The sequence below is a fragment of the Syntrophales bacterium genome, from assembly GCA_026417625.1.
GTDB lineage: Bacteria > Desulfobacterota > Syntrophia > Syntrophales > UBA8958 > JAOACW01.
The window spans coordinates 1-20,610 of sequence record JAOACW010000013.1 but is presented as its reverse complement, the minus strand read 5'-3'; the positions used below and the strand labels follow the sequence as shown (position 1 = coordinate 20,610).

The 20,610-nt window shown below is 42.6% G+C and carries 18 protein-coding genes and 1 tRNA gene; 8 read left to right on the top strand and 11 right to left on the bottom strand.

Annotated features, from left to right (window positions below; genetic code table 11):
• Window positions 1-377: 377 nt before the first annotated feature.
• The 5 genes from N2317_07970 to N2317_07950 are packed head-to-tail and all read right to left on the bottom strand — an operon-like array spanning window position 378 to window position 6,878.
• The gene (locus tag N2317_07970; GenBank protein MCX7817424.1) at window positions 378-2,492 is read right to left on the bottom strand and encodes a sigma 54-interacting transcriptional regulator; all 2,115 of its coding nucleotides are present in this window, start codon (window positions 2,490-2,492) and stop codon (window positions 378-380) included.
• Window position 2,493: 1 nt separating this feature from the next.
• Complete coding sequence (locus N2317_07965) at window positions 2,494-3,015, bottom strand: cyclic nucleotide-binding domain-containing protein (protein MCX7817423.1); 522 nt, start codon at window positions 3,013-3,015, stop codon at window positions 2,494-2,496.
• Window positions 3,016-3,024: 9 nt separating this feature from the next.
• Window positions 3,025-4,185, bottom strand: a complete 1,161-nt coding sequence (locus N2317_07960; protein MCX7817422.1) for an ion channel — start codon at window positions 4,183-4,185, stop codon at window positions 3,025-3,027.
• 23 nt (window positions 4,186-4,208) lie between these two features.
• Window positions 4,209-6,242, bottom strand: coding sequence for an elongation factor G (fusA, locus tag N2317_07955; protein ID MCX7817421.1), 2,034 nt, complete (start codon window positions 6,240-6,242; stop codon window positions 4,209-4,211).
• Between the two features lie 12 nt (window positions 6,243-6,254).
• Entirely contained in the window at window positions 6,255-6,878 is a 624-nt protein-coding gene (locus tag N2317_07950; protein MCX7817420.1) for a GerMN domain-containing protein, read from the bottom strand.
• 176 nt (window positions 6,879-7,054) lie between these two features.
• On the opposite strand from N2317_07950, the gene N2317_07945 reads away from it, so the two are divergent.
• The gene (locus N2317_07945) at window positions 7,055-7,702 is read left to right on the top strand and encodes a DedA family protein (GenBank protein ID MCX7817419.1); all 648 of its coding nucleotides are present in this window, start codon (window positions 7,055-7,057) and stop codon (window positions 7,700-7,702) included.
• Between the two features lie 19 nt (window positions 7,703-7,721).
• The gene (locus N2317_07940) at window positions 7,722-8,606 is read left to right on the top strand and encodes a hypothetical protein (protein ID MCX7817418.1); all 885 of its coding nucleotides are present in this window, start codon (window positions 7,722-7,724) and stop codon (window positions 8,604-8,606) included.
• Here the strand turns inward: N2317_07940 and mdh are convergent.
• The 6 genes from mdh to N2317_07910 are packed head-to-tail and all read right to left on the bottom strand — an operon-like array spanning window position 8,596 to window position 14,821.
• Window positions 8,596-9,534, bottom strand: coding sequence for a malate dehydrogenase (mdh, locus tag N2317_07935; protein ID MCX7817417.1), 939 nt, complete (start codon window positions 9,532-9,534; stop codon window positions 8,596-8,598). The genes N2317_07940 and mdh overlap by 11 nt on opposite strands.
• A gap of 11 nt (window positions 9,535-9,545) precedes the next feature.
• Window positions 9,546-11,105 (bottom strand): uroporphyrinogen-III C-methyltransferase, encoded by a 1,560-nt coding sequence (cobA, locus tag N2317_07930; protein ID MCX7817416.1) that lies wholly within the window; start codon window positions 11,103-11,105, stop codon window positions 9,546-9,548.
• Window positions 11,106-11,119: 14 nt separating this feature from the next.
• The gene (gene hemC / locus N2317_07925) at window positions 11,120-12,046 is read right to left on the bottom strand and encodes a hydroxymethylbilane synthase (GenBank protein ID MCX7817415.1); all 927 of its coding nucleotides are present in this window, start codon (window positions 12,044-12,046) and stop codon (window positions 11,120-11,122) included.
• Window positions 12,036-13,316, bottom strand: coding sequence for a glutamyl-tRNA reductase (gene hemA / locus N2317_07920; protein ID MCX7817414.1), 1,281 nt, complete (start codon window positions 13,314-13,316; stop codon window positions 12,036-12,038). The genes hemC and hemA overlap by 11 nt, the downstream gene beginning before the upstream one ends.
• Window positions 13,317-13,319: 3 nt before the next feature.
• Window positions 13,320-14,141 (bottom strand): cytochrome c biogenesis protein, encoded by an 822-nt coding sequence (locus N2317_07915; protein ID MCX7817413.1) that lies wholly within the window; start codon window positions 14,139-14,141, stop codon window positions 13,320-13,322.
• The gene (locus N2317_07910; GenBank protein MCX7817412.1) at window positions 14,129-14,821 is read right to left on the bottom strand and encodes a bifunctional precorrin-2 dehydrogenase/sirohydrochlorin ferrochelatase; all 693 of its coding nucleotides are present in this window, start codon (window positions 14,819-14,821) and stop codon (window positions 14,129-14,131) included. The genes N2317_07915 and N2317_07910 overlap by 13 nt, the downstream gene beginning before the upstream one ends.
• Window positions 14,822-14,898: 77 nt before the next feature.
• On the opposite strand from N2317_07910, the gene prmA reads away from it, so the two are divergent.
• From prmA to N2317_07880, 6 genes are all read left to right on the top strand, one after another.
• Entirely contained in the window at window positions 14,899-15,837 is a 939-nt protein-coding gene (prmA, locus tag N2317_07905; protein ID MCX7817411.1) for a 50S ribosomal protein L11 methyltransferase, read from the top strand.
• The gene (locus N2317_07900; GenBank protein MCX7817410.1) at window positions 15,834-16,616 is read left to right on the top strand and encodes a 16S rRNA (uracil(1498)-N(3))-methyltransferase; all 783 of its coding nucleotides are present in this window, start codon (window positions 15,834-15,836) and stop codon (window positions 16,614-16,616) included. Before prmA ends, N2317_07900 begins: the two co-directional genes overlap by 4 nt.
• Window positions 16,613-17,080: an RDD family protein gene (locus N2317_07895; protein MCX7817409.1), complete on the top strand. Its 468-nt coding sequence runs from the start codon at window positions 16,613-16,615 to the stop codon at window positions 17,078-17,080. Before N2317_07900 ends, N2317_07895 begins: the two co-directional genes overlap by 4 nt.
• 54 nt (window positions 17,081-17,134) lie before the next feature.
• Window positions 17,135-17,210 (top strand) — tRNA-Phe (locus N2317_07890).
• Between the two features lie 556 nt (window positions 17,211-17,766).
• A complete protein-coding gene (gene sbcD, locus N2317_07885; GenBank protein ID MCX7817408.1) occupies window positions 17,767-18,966 on the top strand; it encodes an exonuclease subunit SbcD in 1,200 nt (399 codons plus the stop codon).
• Window positions 18,963-20,610: AAA family ATPase (locus tag N2317_07880; protein ID MCX7817407.1), on the top strand; the 1,648-nt coding region annotated here is incomplete at its 3' end. The genes sbcD and N2317_07880, both read left to right, overlap by 4 nt.

Here is a 20,610-nt window from a genome sequence, read left to right as displayed (position 1 = left end):
CCACCCACCGGCTAGGAAATTCTACTACTCTTTGGAGAGAAAGAGCTTAAAATCTATCCCAATGTTTCCAATTTTCGCTCATACCCACATCCACTTCCATCACAAACGCCACAACCAAGCCTGTCATAAAACCCAGCTTCACTCATCAACCACTACTATTTTATATGCAATTCGCATGCCATAGAGAAAAACACACCCAGAGGATTCTCATCACGCAGCTGAACACGGGTCTTACAAATCACCATTTCCTAAAAAAATAAAAACGTGCGCTTAACGCACACTATAGGAATGAAAAGAACGATCTAGCAGTAATATGACCATACCACTAATCTGTGCATAAATTGCACAGACCGTGCATTTCCCGCACGCAGAATAATTCAGTGGATATCGCTTGAGAGTTTTTGGGCCAATTTCTTTTGTTCCCTTATAAGCTTAAACCTTGAAATACCCAATCGTCGAGCAGCCTCAGACTTATTTCCTCGAGCTTTAATAAGGGCGTTCTGGAGAAGACGGTTCTTTATATCTAAGAGGATTTTTTCTGTTACTTTCTTGTAGTCAATACCATCAAAGGGAAGTTGATCCAAAAGGGGTTCAATAAGCCAATCTGACTTTGATTGACTGCCCCTTACAATCTCTCTGGGCAAATCATCAGCGGTGATAAATTTGCCTTTATTTTTCAAAATCATAACCCTTTCAATGATGTTCCTCAGTTCTCTTACATTTCCAGGCCATGGATAATCTTGGAGTATTCGTTCAGTCTCCTTATCAAATCCCCTAATTTTTTTGCGAAACTTCTGATTAAACTCCTTCACAAAATGGTTAGCTAACAGAATTATATCATCCGGTCTTTCTCTTAGAGGTGGTATAACGATAGGCACAACCCTTATCCTGTAGAATAGGTCTTCCCGAAAAGTACCCTTCGACACCATTTCTGCAAGATCACGATTTGTGGAGAAGATAAAACGAACATCAATAGGAATCTTTTCTGTACCTCCAAGACGTCGGATATGCCCATCTTCCAACATCCGGAGGAATTTCGCCTGCAGTTGAATGTTCATCTCACCTATCTCGTCGAGAAGCATAGTCCCACCATTCGCGTATTCCAGGAGACCTATTTTTCTCTTCCGGGCGTCGGTAAAAGCTCCTGCTTCATACCCAAAAAGCTCACTTTCAAGGAGTGTTGGGGGGATGGCAGCACAATTGACATCTACAAAAGGTTTGTTGCTCCTAGGAGAGTGGCGATGAATTGCTCTAGCTACCAATTCCTTGCCCGTTCCACTCTCCCCCTGTATGAGAATGTTGGTATTATGGCCAGCAACATCTGCAATGATCCGAAAAATCTCCAACATTTTTTCTGACTTGCCCAGAATATCTTGGAAACCCAGTAATTTATCTTCTCTCTCTTTCATTCTCTCCAGTTCTGATTTGAGGGATTCCGCCTCCTGGTGGAGAAGAGAATTCATAATGGCATTATCGTATGTCGTAGCTGCGTTCTTAACCAAAATATCTAGCGCATTGATTTGATCCTCAGTGAAACTACCTTTGTTTTTTGAGAGATAAAGCGCACCTTTGAATCTGTCCCTTATTGCAAAGGGTATTGCCAGCTCCGTCCGAGTTGTGAAATATGGGGTATCGGACTCCATCGGGGGAATTTCCACGGGCAACTGTTTTACAACGAAATTTCCGCTCTCAATCGCTTCTTTAATGAGAAAACTACTTTTGCCCATCCTTTCATCAAATCCATCTCTAGCGTCAATTACAGAATTGTTCTCATCAGCCACCATACAGCGATCCCGCTGCAAGTCGCAGAAGTATACTATTGCACTGTCGGCACCAGTAATCTCTTTAGCACCACGAAGAACAATCTTCAAAATTCCATCATCTAACGTGCTATATACGTTAAGCTCAGAGACAACCTCCTGCAACACCGTAAGCTGTCTAATCTTCTCCTCACCTGCTTTCAACAGTCGGGCGTTCTGTATGATTATGCTCATTTGATTCGCAAAAGCCTGAATAATACTGATTTCCTCTGGATAGAAAATACTCTCCTCCTCCCGCCATGCCTCCATAGTGCCAATTACGCTATCCCCTACTTTTAAGGGCACGCAGATGACCGACCCTTTTTCTGCCAAGCTCGTAATGTATCGGTCCAGTGACGTAATCCTGGAATCTCTAACTGCCTTTTCCACAATAGCAATCTCACCAGATCTTGCCACAAAAGTAGAAAGGCAATTGTGACGTGTCACATCGAGCGCTAAGTCAAAAGCCCTTTTTTCCTCCTCTAAAGGAAAATTTTTCACTACCTGAACTTCTAGATAACGCCTAGTGGAGTCGAAGAAACGAATCATGCCCCTGTCAAAATCAAGGGTATAAAGCAGCTCTTCGAGTATTTTTGTCTGTATCACCGAAAGATCGGCATCCGCGGTTAGCAAAGTGCTTACCCTGAATATGCTGTCCAGAAGCTTATCTTTATCTAGAAGCGTGATAATCACGTCACACCTCGCTTAATACAATGCTCAAAATTGTGGTTAACTTCACCGTTTCCTCATCAGCTTTTCTTAAACGGGCACCAATTATCTTTGCCAGGTTCAAAATTACACGGTAACCCAATTTACAATCTTCTTCGGCAAGTTTTAAAAAATCAGCTCTATTTATCTCATATAACACACAATCAGTCACAGCTCTCACCGTAGCCGTCCTCTTCATAGCATCCAACAATGCCAACTCTCCAAAGACAGCGTGATCTTTCGCTTCCAGTTTTGTGAAAACCTTTGTTTTCTTTCTATCCTCACTATCTTCAATCTCAACTAGAACAAGGTTTTTTATGACTTCAACGGTTCCCTCCTTCATTATGTACATCGTATCTCCTATATCACCCTCACGTAGTATCACCTCTCCAGCTCTGAACTTAACCACTCGGGCAATACCCAGGATTTTCCCAATTTGGACGTGGTCTAAATCCCTAAAAATCTCCGAACCACTAAAAACGCTATAATCATCCTCCCGCAATGCCACAGCCCCTAACTACAATAATTTCCCACTCATGAGAACAATAGCCGAATCTCCCGGTGCTATCGGATAATCATCTTCAGGATTCAATACAATTCTTTCTGACTCCCTTTCCACCATAAACTCCTTTTTTGTCTCTTTTATCTTCTCTCGCAGGAAGACCTCAACAGCAGACGTATCATCCGAGAGGATATCCTCGAGCTTTATCGTTTTTTTCTCCTTAATTATACCCAAAAGTAGGGCCTTTTCCCTTTCTCGGAAGTGAAAGAAAAGCTCCCTAAAAGATCTCCCAATGTACTCCTGTGGGATGGGTAAACGATACAATTTACAGTAACTGTCAATATTCAGTATCCCCGAAATAACCTTAGTTAAACCTGGTGACCTTATAGTTCCTGCGAGAATGGAAGCTGTATATTCGTCCCTCACCACAATCTCATCTACATTAGCCCTTTTTAGGTGCGCTCTGTTCTCCTGCTTCAACAGTTCAGCAACAATACGAACGTGAGGAGCGATAGATTTTACTGCTAGAGCCGCTAAAATCGTCTTTTCATCCATTCTATCCGTCTGATAACCACAAGAGGCATCAGCCATTAAAATCACCGCCTCTGCCTTCTTTACATTAGCCCGCAAAAGAACTTCTTCTTGTACGTAATTACCCTTCACAAATTTTAGCTTATACTTTCCATATTTAACTTGCAAGGCTTCTATCTCATCACTGGAAAGTTCATTTACAAGTACAACCTCCCGGTGTTCCATCACTCCGAAACTATCCAATCCCTGTAACAGATCATCCACATGTTCGCTCCACCCACAAATGACAATGTGGTTCTTATTTCTTACCCTGTCCAAACCCCTACCCTCCTTTAACCTTTTCTCTATGAAGAATGTGGCTACTGTTGCGGTAAAAAGGGACATCAATCCCACACCACTGAAAATAAGTAAAATTCCAACTATCCTTCCACCTGTGGTCACCGGGTATCTGTCACCATAACCCACTGTTCCCATGGTTACAACAGCCCACCAGATGCCATCCCATAAAGAATTTATGTTGGATTGAGGTGCCATGGTTTCAAACCAAAAAACTATAAACGCGCTTATAAAAATGACAAAGAGGAGGATAAACCCAATCTCCACAAAAGGGTGACGGATGAATCGAGAAACTCTATGCAAAATCATTGAAAATAGATCGTCAGTTTTCATCAAAATCTATCATAGACACTGAAGCGCATGGAAAAGGTCGCCCTTCCCTGGGTCAGTGATCTTAAATCTGTGGAATATCCAAACATAGACCTCAAAGGTACCCGCGCCCTTATCTCTGTAACTTGTCCTCGTGTGCTCAGTGATTGTACTTCTCCTCTTCTCGCATTGATATCCCCTATAACTTCACCCAAAAAATCTGAAGGGGTAATTACATCAACAATCATAATAGGTTCAAGAAGAACAGGAGAACCTGAAATACATCCCTCTTTGAAGGCGCTGGAAGCAGCAACTTTGTATGCCATAAGAGAAGCTTCGCCCTCGCGGTATAATCCACCTGTGATTTCCACCCTAACATCCACAACTGGGTAACCCGCTAAGGGACCACTCAGGGCAGCTTCTTTTATTCCTTCCATAATGGCATCATAGAACTCAGGAGGTATGGGCAAATCTTCTTTAGGTGGAACGATCTCCAGACCTTTACCCCTCTCCAGTGGTTCCATGTACAGATGGACCTCTGCAAAATGCTTTCGATCTCCAATTTCTCTTTCAAACACACCAACGGCACTTACAGCCTCAGTAATGGCCTCCCTGTACATCACCCGTGGTTTTCCTACATTAACATGAACGTTAAACTCCCTTATAAGGCGGTCTATGACAATTTCCAGATGTAGTTCACCCATACCAGAGAGAACCATCTGCGCCGTTTCATCATCGTACTTAAATCTTAATGTGGGATCCTCTTCCAAAAGCTTCTCTAAAGCAAAGACTATCCTGTCCTGATCAGCCGGTGTCTTGGCCTCTATTGCCTGACTGATAACGGGTTCATAAACATCGATAGATTCGAGCAATATAGGGCAATTTTCATCACAAAGGGTATCGCCCGTTTTGGCCTCTTTTAATCCCATAACAGCCACAATGTCCCCAGCAGCTGCCTCATCTATACGTTCTCTTTTGTTCGCATGCATCTTTAAAAGACGGGAAATCTTTTCTCGTTTTCCCCTAGAAATGTTAAAAACATCTGCACCCGCTTGTAATCGCCCCGAATAAATCCTAAGATAAGTGAGCTTCCTACCCTCATCCTGCATAATCTTAAAAACAAGGGCTGAAAAAGGCTCGTTCACGCTACTTTTACGGCGCTCTTCCAAACCTGTCACTGGATTAATACCTCTTACAGGAGGTATATCCTCAGGAGAGGGGAGAAAATCTACCACTGCGTCTAGAAGAAGTTGAATGCCCTTGTTGCGCAACGCCGCACCGCATAGAACCGGCACCACTTTTAAGCCAAGAGTAGCCTTTCTTATAACCTCGAGAATTTCTTCCTCAGAGATTTCCAGTCCATTTAAATATTTTTCCATTATATTATCATCCAGTTCGGCAAGTGTTTCAATTAATCTCTCTCTTCTCTCCAGCATCCTCTCTTTTTCTCCCTCTGGTACCTCACAGTAAGAATATTTCAACCCAAGACTCTCCGCATCCCACGTCACAGCCTTCATTCTAATAATGTCAATAACCCCGTTAAATTGTTCCTCTATGCCCCATGGTATCTGAATTGGCAGTGGAATTGAGGAAAAACGTTCGTTCATCATAGCAATGGTTCGCTCAAAGTCAGCACCCACGCGGTCCATTTTATTGATGAAAGCAACCTTTGGAACACCGTATTTATCCGCCTGATACCAAACAGTTTCCGATTGAGGTTCCACGCCGCCTACAGCACAAAAGACAACCACAGCCCCATCCAAAACACGCAAACTCCTCTCCACTTCAATTGTAAAATCAACATGACCAGGTGTATCTATTATGTGAATTTCATGTCCTCTCCAGTTACACGTGGTGACAGCCGAGGTAATCGTTATACCCCGTTCTTGTTCCTGTGGCATCCAGTCCATCACAGCTTCTCCGTCATGAACCTCTCCCATCTTGTAAGAACGACCAGTGTAATAAAGGATCCTTTCCGTAACCGTGGTCTTTCCCGCATCTATATGAGCCACTATGCCGATATTTCTGATCCGAGATAGACGAGACTTAGATGCCATCTTCCATTCCCCTCATTCTTCCTTTTTTGACAATGCAATCAGCTCTCTGTTTGGTGAAAACGGTTGAGTGATATCAACGTGCCCTTTTATAGATGGTACCTCTGTCCCAGATACCAGTATTTTAACTTTTTTTACACCGAGGACATTTTCAGTTACGCTATTCACTATGGAATAAACTGTGGCCAATTCGGCAGCACTACCACCCGGGTGATTGTGTAAGAGAGCTTTATTAAAATCAACAATTGCTGTATCCCCCTTTATGCTAACATTCAGAACTTCCACACCGTCGGGTAAAGTGTTCACTAGACCTGTTTTCGAACCTGCAATTAGGGCCTGAACAACCTCTTTTGCCTGCTTCGCCTGTTCTGTCTCCTTAGGTATAAACCTCTTTTCTGGTACTAGAAACCTTTCATTAGTATCACAGAAATAGAGAACCACCCCTATACGTTCCTTCTTTTTCATCTGTGCATGCTTACCGTCCACAGGGGGGTAAACGTAGTCAAATATCGTTAAAAAAACAAAGACAAGAAACCCCACTATAATGGACAATATCACAAACAGCAAAGGCTTTTTAGCTTTCATCCGACCTTTTAGCGTACCGTGCTCGAAATTTTTCTTGCCCCTTCTAACCACCATTGCGAAACCTACTATTTAAATTAAAATACTTTATTTTATTTTGGATGACCAGTCAAGAAAGATACCAGAACGATGGGGTCAAGTTTTCAGGAAAATGTTATACAGCTCATAAAACTTGATTGACACTCTAAAAGGATTTCAATAAAAGAATACGCTCATGTTAGTGAGGTATCGACGTGGATCTTCTAAGTAACGGTATAGAGTTATTGTTTCACCTGGACAAACATCTCGGTGATGTTATCGCATTTTGTGGGGTTTGGACCTACGTTATAGTGTTTATCGTCATCTTTTGTGAAACGGGCCTAGTCGTCACCCCTTTTCTTCCTGGAGACTCGTTGCTATTTGCCTTAGGAACCTTGGCAGCAAATCCATATATTGGAGAAACTCTCCAGGTTACCTGGTTGACGCTCATCATTTCCATCGCTGCAGTTCTGGGAAACACAACCAATTATGCTATTGGCAGGTACGTGGGACCGCGGGCGTTTAACGACAGCAAAAACCGATTCCTCAAAAAAGAATATCTAATTAGAACCCAAAATTTCTATGAAAAATACGGAGGAAAAACTATATTTATTGCCCGCTTCGTGCCCATTATAAGAACGTACGCGCCCTTCATGGCAGGCGTGGGTATGATGCACTACGGAAAGTTCTCCCTTTACAATGTAACAAGCAGCCTATGCTGGACAGGCGTATTAATCCCCGGGGGATATCTCTTTGGTGATTTGCCCATAGTCCGGGATAACTTTACAGTCGTCATCATTGGCATAATTGTGCTTTCCCTAATGCCAGGTTTATATGAATATCTAAGGTATAGAAAAACCTAAAAATCATGAAAATGTTTCTATGAGGACATACAGCATACCTTTTTTGGCAGTCACGATATTATTTACCTTATTCTTAAACACTGTTCATGCGGAGGTAAAAAACATCTTTCGCATCGGTCAAGACGTAATTATCGATGAAAGCACCAGGGTTCACCACATAATCACCATAAACGGACAAATTACCGTATCCGGTCACGTAGATGGAAATATTGTAAGTGTTGGCGGCTCCGTTGTCCTGACAAGTAAAGCCACAGTCGAGGGTAACGTTATGTGCATTGGTGGAGCAATCGTCACAGGCAGAGGAGCAGAAATTCGGGGCAGCACACTTGAAATAAACCCGGGAAAAATCTCAGACGCTATAACGGAAATCCTCAGCGAGGAATGGGAAGGATGGTCATGGCTATGGGCAATCTTCTCCTTACTAATATTCTTCCTGATCTTCATAATCTCATTGATTCTAACCATTCTAGTACCACGTCATCTGAAGGTTGTGGCACAAGCCATTGAAAAAGATACCCTAAGAGTCACATTATGGGGCTTATTGGCCCTAATACTGATCGTTCCCCTTGCGGCACTACTGACCGTTTCCGTTGTGGGTATCGTTCTCATCCCCTTAGAAATCATTTTCGTTGTAGTTGCTTCCCTTATGGGATTTATCGCCGCATGCGAAATCACCGGCGAATGGTTATTCAGAAGTTTAAAAAAGAAAGCACACTCTATGTTTCAGACAACCTTCTGGGGGCTTTTGGTAATATGGTTAGTGGGATGGTTACCCGTCATAGGCTGGATGGTGAAGGTACTTGCTATTACTATAGGTATGGGAGCTGTTATATTCACACGCTTTGGCACACACATTTCAAAGAAAATGAAAAAATTAAGTGACGAAAACACCGTTAACATTTAGATTTTATTTTCATAAGCGATACAAGTTCTCGAACAGCCTCCGCAGACTTTGCAAGCAAAGTCTGTTCTTCTTCCGTTAGGGGTATCTGAAATATCTCTTCAACACCCTTTGAACTCAATTTTACAGGAACGCCAAGAAAAGTATCATAAATTCCGTACTCCCCCTGGAGATATACCGAACAAGGAAGGATCTTACGTTTATCCTTTAATATTGATTCTGCCATCTCCACGACTGCTGCCGCTGGAGCATAATACGCACTCCCCGTTTTTAAGAAATTAACGATCTCTGCACCACCCTTCCTCGTTCTTTCAACAAGTGCAGCGATCGTACTTTCGGGAAGAATCTCCGTTATTGGCACACCTGCAATAGTAGTATACCTAGGAATGGGAACCATTGTATCACCATGTCCGCCTAAAACGGTAGCGAACACGCTTTCCACTGATACATTCAATTCTAAAGCTACAAATGTCCTGAAACGTGCTGCATCGAGAACTCCTGCCATACCTATTACTCTTTCGCGGGGAAATTTACTCGTCTCAAGAACCACGTGACACATCGCGTCCAGAGGGTTACTAACCACAATAATTATAGCCTCCGGAGAATACCGAACGGCCTGTGTTGTTACAGACTGAACAATTCCCGCATTTGTGCTCAGCAAATCATCACGACTCATTCCTGGTTTCCGTGCGATACCTGCCGTGATCACAATCAAATCTGAATTCTCTGACAATGCATAATCACATCCCCCTGTTAAACGGGCATCGTACCCTTCGATCGGTGCGGCTTCCTGAAGGTCCAGCGCTTTCCCTTCAGGTAACCCCTCCAAAATATCAATCAAAACCACATCGCAAAGTTCTTTTTCCACCAGATGCTGGGCAACAGTCGTTCCCACATTCCCCGCACCTATTACAGTTACTTTTCTTCCCATACACCTATCCCCTACACTTTCGAAATTTTCATGATATTATTTTCATTTACACACTTCCTAAAATCCACAAAATACCGCTTAATCTCATCAACAAGAGCAGAAACGGTATAAACCCTTGGTTGAATATCCACGGAAAACCCCCTCTTCCTCGCCTCCTCAGCAGTCACCGGACCTATAACGGCAATTTTCACCTCTTTAGGAGGAGTGAAATCCGACCCCATAATCTTACAGAAATTCGCCACCGTGGAGCTCGAGGTAAATGTTAATACATTCACCAATCCCGAGGCTAACCAACGCTCCATCACTTCTTTTTTACTTTCCTGAGGTACTTCTGTTCTATACACGGGCACGACTTCAACATGCGCCCCCTGTTTCTTTAAACCTTCCTGCAATAGGTTTCCCGCCAATTCCGTCCGAAGGATCAAAACCCGTGATCCTTTAATATTCCACTTCCTGAAGGCCTCTACAAAACCTGCGGAGTCAAACTCTTGAGGAACGATCTCCACATTTAACCCCTTTTCACTTAATAGGGAAGCAGTTACCGGTCCGATAGCTGCTATGCGGATACCTTTCAATTCCCTCACATCCATATTCTTTTCCCGCAAACGCTTAAAAAAGAATTTAACACCATTTACACTTGTGAAGATCAACCACTCGTACTTCCCAATACGCTTAAGCACACCATCCAAAACTGCCCAATCGGTGGGTGGTGCTATTTCTATGGTGGGGAAAAGAAGCACCCTCGCGCCCAAATCCCTTAACATCCCCGCGAAAGGTTCTAACTGTCCCTTAGCCCGAGTCACAACCACCCCAACACCAAAAAGAGGTTTTTTTTCAAACCATGCTATTATCTCACGCAGGCGTACAACAGGTCCAGCCACAAACACTGCAGGAGGTTTGATACCCACCTCCTCAGCTTTATGCGCAATGGTAGCCAAACTACCCGTAATGGTAAACTGGTTAGGTGTTGTACCCCAGTGAATAAGCGCAACAGGAGTTTCAGGGTCTTTCCCCTCCTTTATTAAAGAGTTACATATGTGGGATAAGTTTTTAACCCCCATAAGGAAAACAACGGTATCTATATCTCGCAGCGATCTCCAAGGTATGTTTTCCTCCCCTTCACCCTGACCTGCAACGATGGCAAACGTGGATGACAAACCCCTATGACTTACGGGAATTCCAGCGTATGCAGGGACAGCAATTGCGGAAGTCACACCCGGTACAATTTCATATGGGATACCAGCAGCTGCCAAATACTCAGCCTCCTCACCGCCACGTCCGAAAACAAAAGGATCCCCACCTTTCAAACGCACAACGCTCAAACCTTCCCGAGCTTTTTCCACAAGAAGATCATTGATCTCCTTCTGTGACAATGTGTGTTTTGCCCTTTCCTTCCCTGCATAAATAATAACAGCACCAGTCTTCGTATATGCTAGTAGTTCATCACTGACAAGATGATCATGGATAATCACATCAGCGTCCCGAAGGTAACGTATGCCTTTCAGAGTTATGAGATCTGGATCACCAGGACCTGCACCAACAATGTAAACCTTCCCTTTTTCGGCAACCACAGGGCAGCTCCTCCCTATTTGCACACAAGTTTAAGTATTGCCTTTCCCCCCCGGGAAAGCACGTTTTCCGCAAGCTGTACGCCCAGATTTATATGATCATCCACCGGACCCTTCAGTTCCTCTCTTATTATCATTCTGCCATCAGGCGTTCCCAGCAAAGCTGATATCATCAACGTATCTCCTTTAGTCTGAGCAAAAACCGCCACGGGTAATCGGCACCCTCCTCCTATGCACTTGAGAAAAGCCCTTTCCGCCTGAACTTCCCTTTCCGTCACACCGCAGTGCAAAAAAGCCAGCATCTCTCTTAAATGCTCCGCATCCTCCCGGATCTCGATGGCAAGAGCACCCTGTCCCGCAGCAGGCAACAACGTTTCAGGTGGCAGAAACTGTGTTGCCAGTTCCGTCCAAGCCATCCTCCTTAAACCAGCTGCCGCAACAATTATACCGTCGAGATTTTCCGTATGTATCTTTTTGATCCTCGTATCGAGGTTTCCTCGAATCGGAACAATATTTAAATCGGGATAAATGGTCAGCAGTTGAAATTTACGCCTCAGAGAGCTCGTTCCTATTCTGGCCCCCTTACGCAACCTCTCAAATTTTACATTGCTCCTTGAAATCCACACATCTCTGGGATCCTCTCGGGCAGTAATGGCACCAATACACAACCCTGGGGGCAAATCTACAGGCATATCCTTTAAACTATGAACGGCCATATCAATTGTTCCCTTAAGAAGGGCATCTTCAATCTCCTTAACAAAAACACCCTTCCCCCCTATCGTGCTAAGTAATTCCTCATGCAGGATATCACCCTTTGTTTTGATAGGAACAATGCGAAAGGATAATTGAGGATAACGTTCTGAAATCCTATTTACCACCCCTTCGGTCTGAACCATAGCAAGGGGGCTTCCTCTAGTACCGATACACAGAACTTTATTTTTCATCCTCCTCTTCCTGAAGACGAAAAATCCTCCTCACCGCAGCAACGTATGGCTTCCCTGCTCTATCGTAACACATCTCTTTAAGAGCAACCATGGGATCGTGGAGAACCTTGTTGATTATAGAACGTATGAGAATATCCACTTCTTGCCTATCTTTTTCTTCCAGAGACTTCAACCAGGAGCTAGCCCTTGCCAATTCACCTTCCACTATGGATTCTACCTTCCTCCTTAAAGCAACAATCGTTGGTACCGCGTCGAGGCTATTGAACCACTTTCTGAATTTTTCCACTTCTTCTTCTACAATCCTCTCCGCTTTGGTCGCCTCTTCCCTCCGTATGTTCATGTTTTCGTCTGCGATCTCCTGAAGATCGTCTATATTAAAAAGGAAAACGTTATCAATCAGTCCCACATTGGGATCAACATCCCGAGGAACAGCGATGTCGATAATGAAAAGTAAGCGATGGCGCCTGTTTCGCATCACAGAAGTAATAATATCACGGCTAATCAAAAAACCGGGGGCACCTGTGGAACTAATTACTATATCCGATTTCTCAAGGGCCTCACCTATTCTACTGAACTCAAAAACTTCACCTCCAAAAACCCGGGCAAGTTCTACGGCTCTCTCATACGTTCTATTTGTTATTATTAAACTATCAGCACCATTTTTCATCAAGTGCCTCACCGTAAGTTCCGACATCTCACCAGCTCCAATCACGAGTACTGTCTTTCCCTTCAATCTTCCAAAAATCTTCTTAGCGAGTTGAACCGCCGCAAAACTCACAGATACAGCATTATTTGCTATTCCAGTTTCCGAACGGACCCTCTTTGCAGTTCGAAACGCATGGTGCAAAATTCTATTCAGCAAAACGCCAGCTGTTCCATGTTCTACAGCGGCACGATAAGCATCTTTTACCTGACCGAGGATCTGCGGTTCACCTACAATCATAGAATCCAAACTCGATGCCACACGGAATAGATGCCTAACCGCCTCCTCGTTGTAATAAACATATACACATCGAAAGAGATCATCCCACAAAAGATTGGTGTGCTGAAGAAGCGAATGCTTTAAAACACTTTCCGCTTCACCTATTTTTTCCGTGGTAGCTAGAATTTCCACCCTGTTGCAGGTAATCAGACAGAGTACTTCACTGATGCAAGCTTTTTCTTTAAAAAACTCAAGTGGATTGTTTTCCTCACACAAGGCGATATTCAAACGCTCTCTTATCTCCACCGGTGCAGTTCGATGATTAAGCCCAGCAAGTATTATGTCCATCCCTTAGAAAAATCTGTGCATTGTGGTAAAAAAAACCTTTTCAACCACCAGGGTTATCGTCACAACCAAAAAAGCCAACAAAGAAATAAGGGCCATCCGGCGTCCCCTCCATCCTATGGCAAGACGTTGATGGAGCAGAAACGCATAAATAACCCATACTCCTAAAGCCCAAATGAACTTTGCATCCACAGGCCATGGGTTCCCCCAAACCACCTTAGCCCATAGCGATCCAGTAACTAGTCCGAGCGTAAGGAGGGGGAAACCACCTGAAAGACATATGCCATTTATCCTATCCAATTCATGGAGAGAAGGTAAATATCCAATCCACGGCCGTGATCTTCTACTCTTCAACAACTTGTCTTGAATCAGATACATCAACCCCGCAAGGGAGGCCAATGTAAAAAAAGCTTCTCCTGTAATTGTCAGCAAAACATGAACTGCCACAACAGTACTTCTTAGCCTTTCTGGAACCTCAAACGTATCAGGGACCGTGTGTGAGGCAAAAATTATGAATACTAAAGCTATAGGTGAAACAAAAACACCCAGTACTCTCGTTTTCGTCTTCAGCTGGAAGAGCAGATAAATACCCGTGACAGCCCAGGAAAAAAGGGACAGTGCATCATGTGGCGTGTGAATAGGAGCCATACCGAGATTTGTCCACTTTAGAATAATATACAACGTGTGAATTCCAAATGATACAAACAGAACACCGGCAGCAAATCTAGCAATGTGAACTCGCCTAACCCATACAGACATTGCGTAGATAAACGTGCTCACAAGATACATAGAAAGAGAAGCTTTGAGTAGAACGGTTACAGTTTGCATATCTCATCAGTTATAACTATATCTGTATCTTCACCCACCACTTCCTTAATAATTCTCCTAACCTCGGACCAATCCCTTTTTTTTATGGCTTCTAAGATATCTGTTTCCAATAACCTATAAAAAACATCTCGATTAGCTTTCGCTTCGTCTTTCTGTGATTTAACCCGAACCCTCAATCTACCTAAAATTTCGGAAAGAACCGCATATTCTTCACCAAAGGTAGTCTCGAGCTCTTCTCTAATTCTACGGGCAAGGGCAGGACTCCTACCACCAGTGGAAATCGCTACAGTAAGGTCTCCGCGAGTCAAAACAGAAGGCACAATAAAATCACACTCATCAGGGCTGTCTACAATGTTAACAAGCACATTTTCCCTTCTGCAATCGGCACTTATCTTCTTATTCGTCTCTCTTCGATTTGTGGCACCAATGACGAGAAAAGAACCTTTAATATGACTTGAACGGTATTCCTCTGATATGTGTGTAATCAAACCCGCGTCCCTAAGCTTGGCTAAACCTTCTGTAATCTCAGAAGAAACAACCACCACACGGGCACCACATTCGAGCAAACGCTTAACCTTCCGTTCCGCAACCTCTCCGCCGCCTACAACCGTGCACAGTCTATCCTTAACATTTACAAAAATGGGATAAAATTTCATTGTTCTTACGTTTTTAAGTATCACGTTATCCACCTAAAATTCAAGTCGCTTGAAATAAAAGAAAAAAAATTTTATAAAGACAGAATCTAAAAGAAAGGTTGATGAAAACTGTGAAAGAAAAATGGGTCAAAATTAAAGTATTCACCCCTGTTTCACTCTTTGAAGCCGCTTCCAATTTTGTCATTGAGCAAGGTGCTCAGGGGATAGTAGAAGAGTCCTTGGAAAGTGAAGATGATACGGACATGTCAGAGATGTCTGCTATGCGAACTTTTAATTTCTTCCTGCCCCGGGATTTACGCCTCGACCACAGACTATCCTCTTTCAAAAAATACATAAAAGAGCTGTCCGAACTTTTTCCCGAATACCCAGAAATCTCTTTTACCGTCGAAGACCTCGCTGCTGCTGATTGGTCCGAAGAATGGAAAAAGTACTTTCGGCCCATTAAAGTAACGAAGAATATTGTTATCAAACCCACTTGGGAACGGTATTCTTCCGTAGGACACGATGTGGTCATTGAAGTGGATCCCGGTATGGCCTTCGGTACCGGACAACATCCTTCAACAAGACTATGTCTGGAAGCTATTGAGGATATAATCCTACGGGAAAAGGGCAACGTTGAATGGCACGTCCTAGATGTGGGTACAGGAACTGGTATCCTGGGGATAGCAGCTGCAAAACTGGGAGCTCAAAAGGTGTTATGCGTAGAGATAGACAGACAAGCAGCGGAGATAGCGAAGGAAAACGTAATAACAAATAATGTAAGTGATCGAGTAATGGTTGTGAACAACGATGTTAACAACATACATGCCTCATTTAACCTTATCGTCGCCAATCTCACAGCAAAAACACTTTTGAGACTAAAGAACCACCTCATTAACCTTCTTGAACCAGGAGGATTTCTTGTAATTTCTGGTCTAGTGGACGTAGACCGAGAAAATATCGAAGATCGCTTCCTGGCAAAACCACTCATTCACTACCGGACAATTACAGAGCGTGAGTGGCTCTGTTATATACTAAAAAAAGAGGGATCAGCTGGGTGACGCGTCCCCGCTTGTTTATCCCCCCTCCCGTTGAAGTGGGTAGAGTATACGAGTTATCACCCAGTCAAACTCACTATCTTTTGCATGTACTACGTTTATCCAAGGGTGAAGAAGTAATATTGTTCGACGGCCAAGGAAAAGAGTACCAAAGCCAATTTTTAAAAAACCCATCTGGAAAGGTTTCTGTAAAAGTGATATCCCTCATTAAGGAAACAACATCTCCGGACTTCACTTTATTCCTGGCTCAGGCCCTCATTCGCTCCGCGAAAATGGATATTATATTACAGAAAGCTACAGAACTCGGTGTAAAATGCGTTGTCCCCTTCATTAGCGAACGTTCGGTATCTCGTCCAGAAGAAAAAAAAACGGAACTTAAACGATTACGGTGGCTTAAAATAGCAACAGAAGCTGCCCGTCAGAGTCACCGGTTGGATATTCCCGAAATCCTACCGGTTGGATCCTGGCCAGACGTATTCGCTGTTGCAGAAGGATTTGGGAGAAAGTTGATGTTGTGGGAACGCGAAAAAGAACACCTTCTTCGTGACGTAATTAAGGAATCAGCTGAGTCGGGAAGTGGTATATTCGTCGTTGTGGGCCCTGAAGGTGGTTTCACTGAAATGGAAATCAATGCGGCAAAGGATAGGGGTTTTCAAATAGTAGGCTTGGGTGATAGGATACTTCGGACAGAAACAGCAACTATAGTAACACTTGCCCTAATACAATACGCGTGGGGTAATCTCTTTCACTCAGGTAAAGGAAGTAAACAAAGCGATACATGAATAGATACACATCATACGGTGGATTTTGGAGGAGATTCTTTGCAGCTATTATCGATCAACTAATCCTGAACTTTTTTTATGCGCTCCTTTTGATCCTCAGTCTCCTAGGAGGCTATTTAGGCCTCCTCTCCTTCCCCACTGACCATGACCTAGAATCACTCATGAAGAGCGGAGGTGTGTTTATTATAGCATATCATATATCTTGTATGCTCATTAACATGTGTTATTACGTTTACTTTCACGGTACTACAGGTCAAACACCTGGCAAGAAAGCCTTAGGATTGCGTGTCGTCCCCATCTCCGGTGGTGATATGTCTTTTGGTATAGCTTTTCTACGATGGGTTGGATACCTAATATCAAGCATTTTTTTTATGTTAGGCTATATCTGGATAGCGTTCGACAAAAGAAAACAGGGATGGCATGACAAAATTGCTGGGACAGTTGTGACTAGAGTTACAGGTTAATAAATAGGCCTTGACAAAGGAAAGTGAGTTTTTATAAACATAAAAAAATAACACGGGCCGGTAGCTCAGTCGGTAGAGCATCGGACTGAAAATCCGAGTGTCGGCAGTTCGATTCTGCCCTGGCCCACCAGGAAAATGAAGGGGTTACGAAATTTGAGCGTAACCCCTATTTTTAATTGGCCGTCCTGCTATAACCTCGCCTTTCCAGTCAAGCGATGGTGAACAAAGATGCCCCGTATAAACATCATCTATCCAACGTGAGTTCGGCTAGTTCGTTAAGTAGCACCCAACCCTATCCACCTTTAAGCGTCCCAATATATGAAAACCCATAATGCTCCGTATCAATATCTCCATTAGCCTAACTCTTCTCCTTTGCCCTCTCCAGAATCCAAAACTTCTCCACAAATGAGAATAATTCCCTTCCGGGACTACCTCTAATACCTGCCCCACCAGGGCTAACCAAACTGATTTATAAACCTCGGTAAAAAGAAAATTGCTGCTGTTATAAAATAGTATTATACAAGCCTAAATCGTATACAGGGAATGTAGCCGAAGCTACAGGGGAGATCAAAATGGTAGTCGAGGCCATAGGTGAAGCCGGTTTTGATCTTAACTCACTTACAATGCCATCAAAGAACCTTTAGAAGAATCAGGGGTTGAGATAGAAAACTAAGGTTTAATATATAATGAAGATACTCCACACAGCTGATTGGCATCTCGGAAAGACCGTACCTTATACAGGTTTTGATTTTTTACCACTTCAGGAACGGATCTTAAATCGACTTATTGAGATAATTAAACAAGAATCAGTAGATGTGGTCATTGTAGGCGGTGATGTGTTCGATTCACCAAACCCTCCAGGAAGGGCAGAGAGACTTTTTATTGAAAGTTTAAAGAAAATAGCGGATCTGTCATGCCCAACCTTTATAATAGCAGGAAACCACGATTCCCCAGAGAGACTATCTGCCTTAAATCCCTTATCCCAAAAACACCTGATATTTATTGCTGGCTTTGTAAAGGAAAACTTTTCTGGAATTTTAATAGAAAAAGACAGATGGCTAATAAAAGGTCAAGATAGGTACTTTCTCATAGAAGACAGGGACAAGAGAAAAACCCTTTCAATCCATCTACTCCCTTATGCATCTGAGTACAGACTCGGTGAGGCGTTTTTAACTGATGATATAGGTACGAGGGACCTCGAATATGCAGAAAAGATAAGAGAACTTATTGCACAGGGCCATCCCTTTGATCCTGAATGGACAATCCTTCTCTCACACCTCTATGTTAAAAACGCAAGGGCAATACCAAAAGAGGAAAGGCCTCTATTTATAGGTGGATCTTATTTTATTCCATCAGAGTTCTTCCCAGATACATACGATTATATTGCCTTAGGGCACCTCCACTCATCCCAGATGATATCTAAGAACATAGCCTATTCAGGCTCAATCATTCCTTTTACCCCCGATGTATCTGAAAGGGAAAAATACGTCCATGTAATAGACCTCAAAGATAACTCTGTTAAAAAAATACCCCTTAATATCTCTGAACTTATTGAAATTAGGGTCGCTTCCTCAATGGATGAGGCCCTTGAACCCGCAAGAGATGATAAAATCCTCTATCTGGCCTTGAGCGGTCTAAAAAGACCACTCACCTCAGATGATATAAAAAATCTAGAAAAGGCGCATGGGGAAAGACTTGCATTGTTTACAGTAGAAATAAAAACAGAAGGTGTCCACGATGAGATGGATGTCTATGAAATCAGTGATCTTTCCCCTGAAGAATGGTTTAGAAGGTTTTACATGTCAAAAAGGGAAGAAAAACCCTCATCTGATGTAATGGAGTTATTCCTCTCCCTTATAAAAGATGAAGAGGAGGATAAGGTATGAGGCCACTTTTTCTCTCCTTTTCCGGTATAAATAGTTACGCATCTAAGGCTGAGATTGATTTTTCCCATTTTTTGAAAGACAAAATCTTCGGAATATTTGGTGAGACAGGAGCGGGCAAATCAACGATAATTGATGCAATAACATATGCCCTCTTCGGCAGAATCGATAGGGCGGGAAATGCAATCAATATCTCCATAAATCCAAAGGCAAAAAGACTCTTTGTTTCATTTACATTTAAGACAGGGTCAAATGTATTTAAAATTGTAAGGACAAAAACAGAAAAAAAGACTGAAGCAACCCTTTATCATGTCGTAGACGATAAAGATATGCCCATAGCAGAAAAGGATAGAGAGGTTAATGAAAAGATTTCAAAAATCATAGGTGGTTTTACATATGATGAGTTTACAAAGATCATAGCCCTACCACAGAATAAGTTCAGCGAGTTTCTGACTGCAAAGCCTGCAGATAGGGCATCCCTTTTGGAAAAGATATTCGGCCTTGAAATATTTGGAGAGCGCTTGTGGGAAAAACTCACTGAAAGGTCAAAAATAAACTCATTGGAGCTAAATAATATAAATACCAATCTCGAACAGCTAAGAGATGTGAGTGAAGAGCAGCTTTTTAAAAAGGCTTCCCGAATAAAAGAGATAGAGGCAAAAATAGACGAAGCAACAAAGACACTCAAAGAAAAAGAAGATAGGCTTTCAGAATTAAAAGACCTCTATAGATTACAGAAAAACAAAGAAATCGTTGAAAGAAATATAAAGATACTCCTTCGCCATGAAAGAGACATGGAAAATACGAGAGAAAGGCTCAAAAATGCAGAAAAGGTTGCCCCTTTCAGAAGGGACTTTGCAAATATAGACTACTGGCAGAAGGAGATAGAAAGGTCTTTCCATTTTATCGAAACTGCCATTAAAGAAGTGGAAAACATAAACAATTCTCTATCGAAGCTAAAGGAAGAGGAAAAGACATTTGAAGAAGAAAAAACAAAAAGGGAAAAAGAGATAGCCGTTACTTTAAAATCAGTGGATGAGGCGATAGAACTAAAAAAGAAAATTACAGATACAGAGAAAGATAAAACCGAAAAAGAGATGACACTAAACAACATAAAAACCCAGTTGGCAGAAAAGGTAAAAAATGTAACGGCCCTCACAGAAAATAGAAAAATTTTAGAAAAAAGAAGGGATGCACTTAAAGACGAAGCAAAAGAGATTGCATTAAGTGATCATGAGTACAATCTCTTAAACACACTTTCAACCATAGAGAAGCACATGGGGATGCTAAAAGAAATAGAAGCCAATATCACAGAGGAACGGCAAAACCTTTCATCCCTCACATCTTCTATGGATTTAGAAAAGAAAAATTTGTTTGAAATATGGAAAACATTTCTCCCTGAAACACCGCTCAATACACCAGAGACTGCTGACGATGAGCTGATATCCATTAAAAATGATATCCAAACCCGCATTGATAAAATAACATCAAAAATCCACAAACTTGAGCTTGCTGAAAGCGCGTCTTTCCTTGCCATAGAACTAAAAGAAGGTGAGCCATGCCCTGTTTGTGGTTCAAAGACACACCCTGCCCCTGCAGTAAAACCACCATCAGATGAGATCCTTACGTGGAAAAAAAGACTCGACG

Coding starts and splice junctions, on each gene's coding strand:
- mdh (MCX7817417.1), bottom strand. CDS start 9,534: ATGGGAAGAAAAGTAACTGTAATAGGTGCGGGGAATGTGGGAACGACT.
- N2317_07895 (MCX7817409.1), top strand. CDS start 16,613: ATGAATAGATACACATCATACGGTGGATTTTGGAGGAGATTCTTTGCA.
- fusA (MCX7817421.1), bottom strand. CDS start 6,242: ATGGCATCTAAGTCTCGTCTATCTCGGATCAGAAATATCGGCATAGTG.
- prmA (MCX7817411.1), top strand. CDS start 14,899: ATGAAAACTGTGAAAGAAAAATGGGTCAAAATTAAAGTATTCACCCCT.
- sbcD (MCX7817408.1), top strand. CDS start 17,767: ATGAAGATACTCCACACAGCTGATTGGCATCTCGGAAAGACCGTACCT.
- hemA (MCX7817414.1), bottom strand. CDS start 13,316: ATGGACATAATACTTGCTGGGCTTAATCATCGAACTGCACCGGTGGAG.
- N2317_07915 (MCX7817413.1), bottom strand. CDS start 14,141: ATGCAAACTGTAACCGTTCTACTCAAAGCTTCTCTTTCTATGTATCTT.
- N2317_07950 (MCX7817420.1), bottom strand. CDS start 6,878: ATGGTGGTTAGAAGGGGCAAGAAAAATTTCGAGCACGGTACGCTAAAA.
- N2317_07960 (MCX7817422.1), bottom strand. CDS start 4,185: ATGATTTTGCATAGAGTTTCTCGATTCATCCGTCACCCTTTTGTGGAG.
- N2317_07940 (MCX7817418.1), top strand. CDS start 7,722: ATGAGGACATACAGCATACCTTTTTTGGCAGTCACGATATTATTTACC.
- hemC (MCX7817415.1), bottom strand. CDS start 12,046: ATGAAAAATAAAGTTCTGTGTATCGGTACTAGAGGAAGCCCCCTTGCT.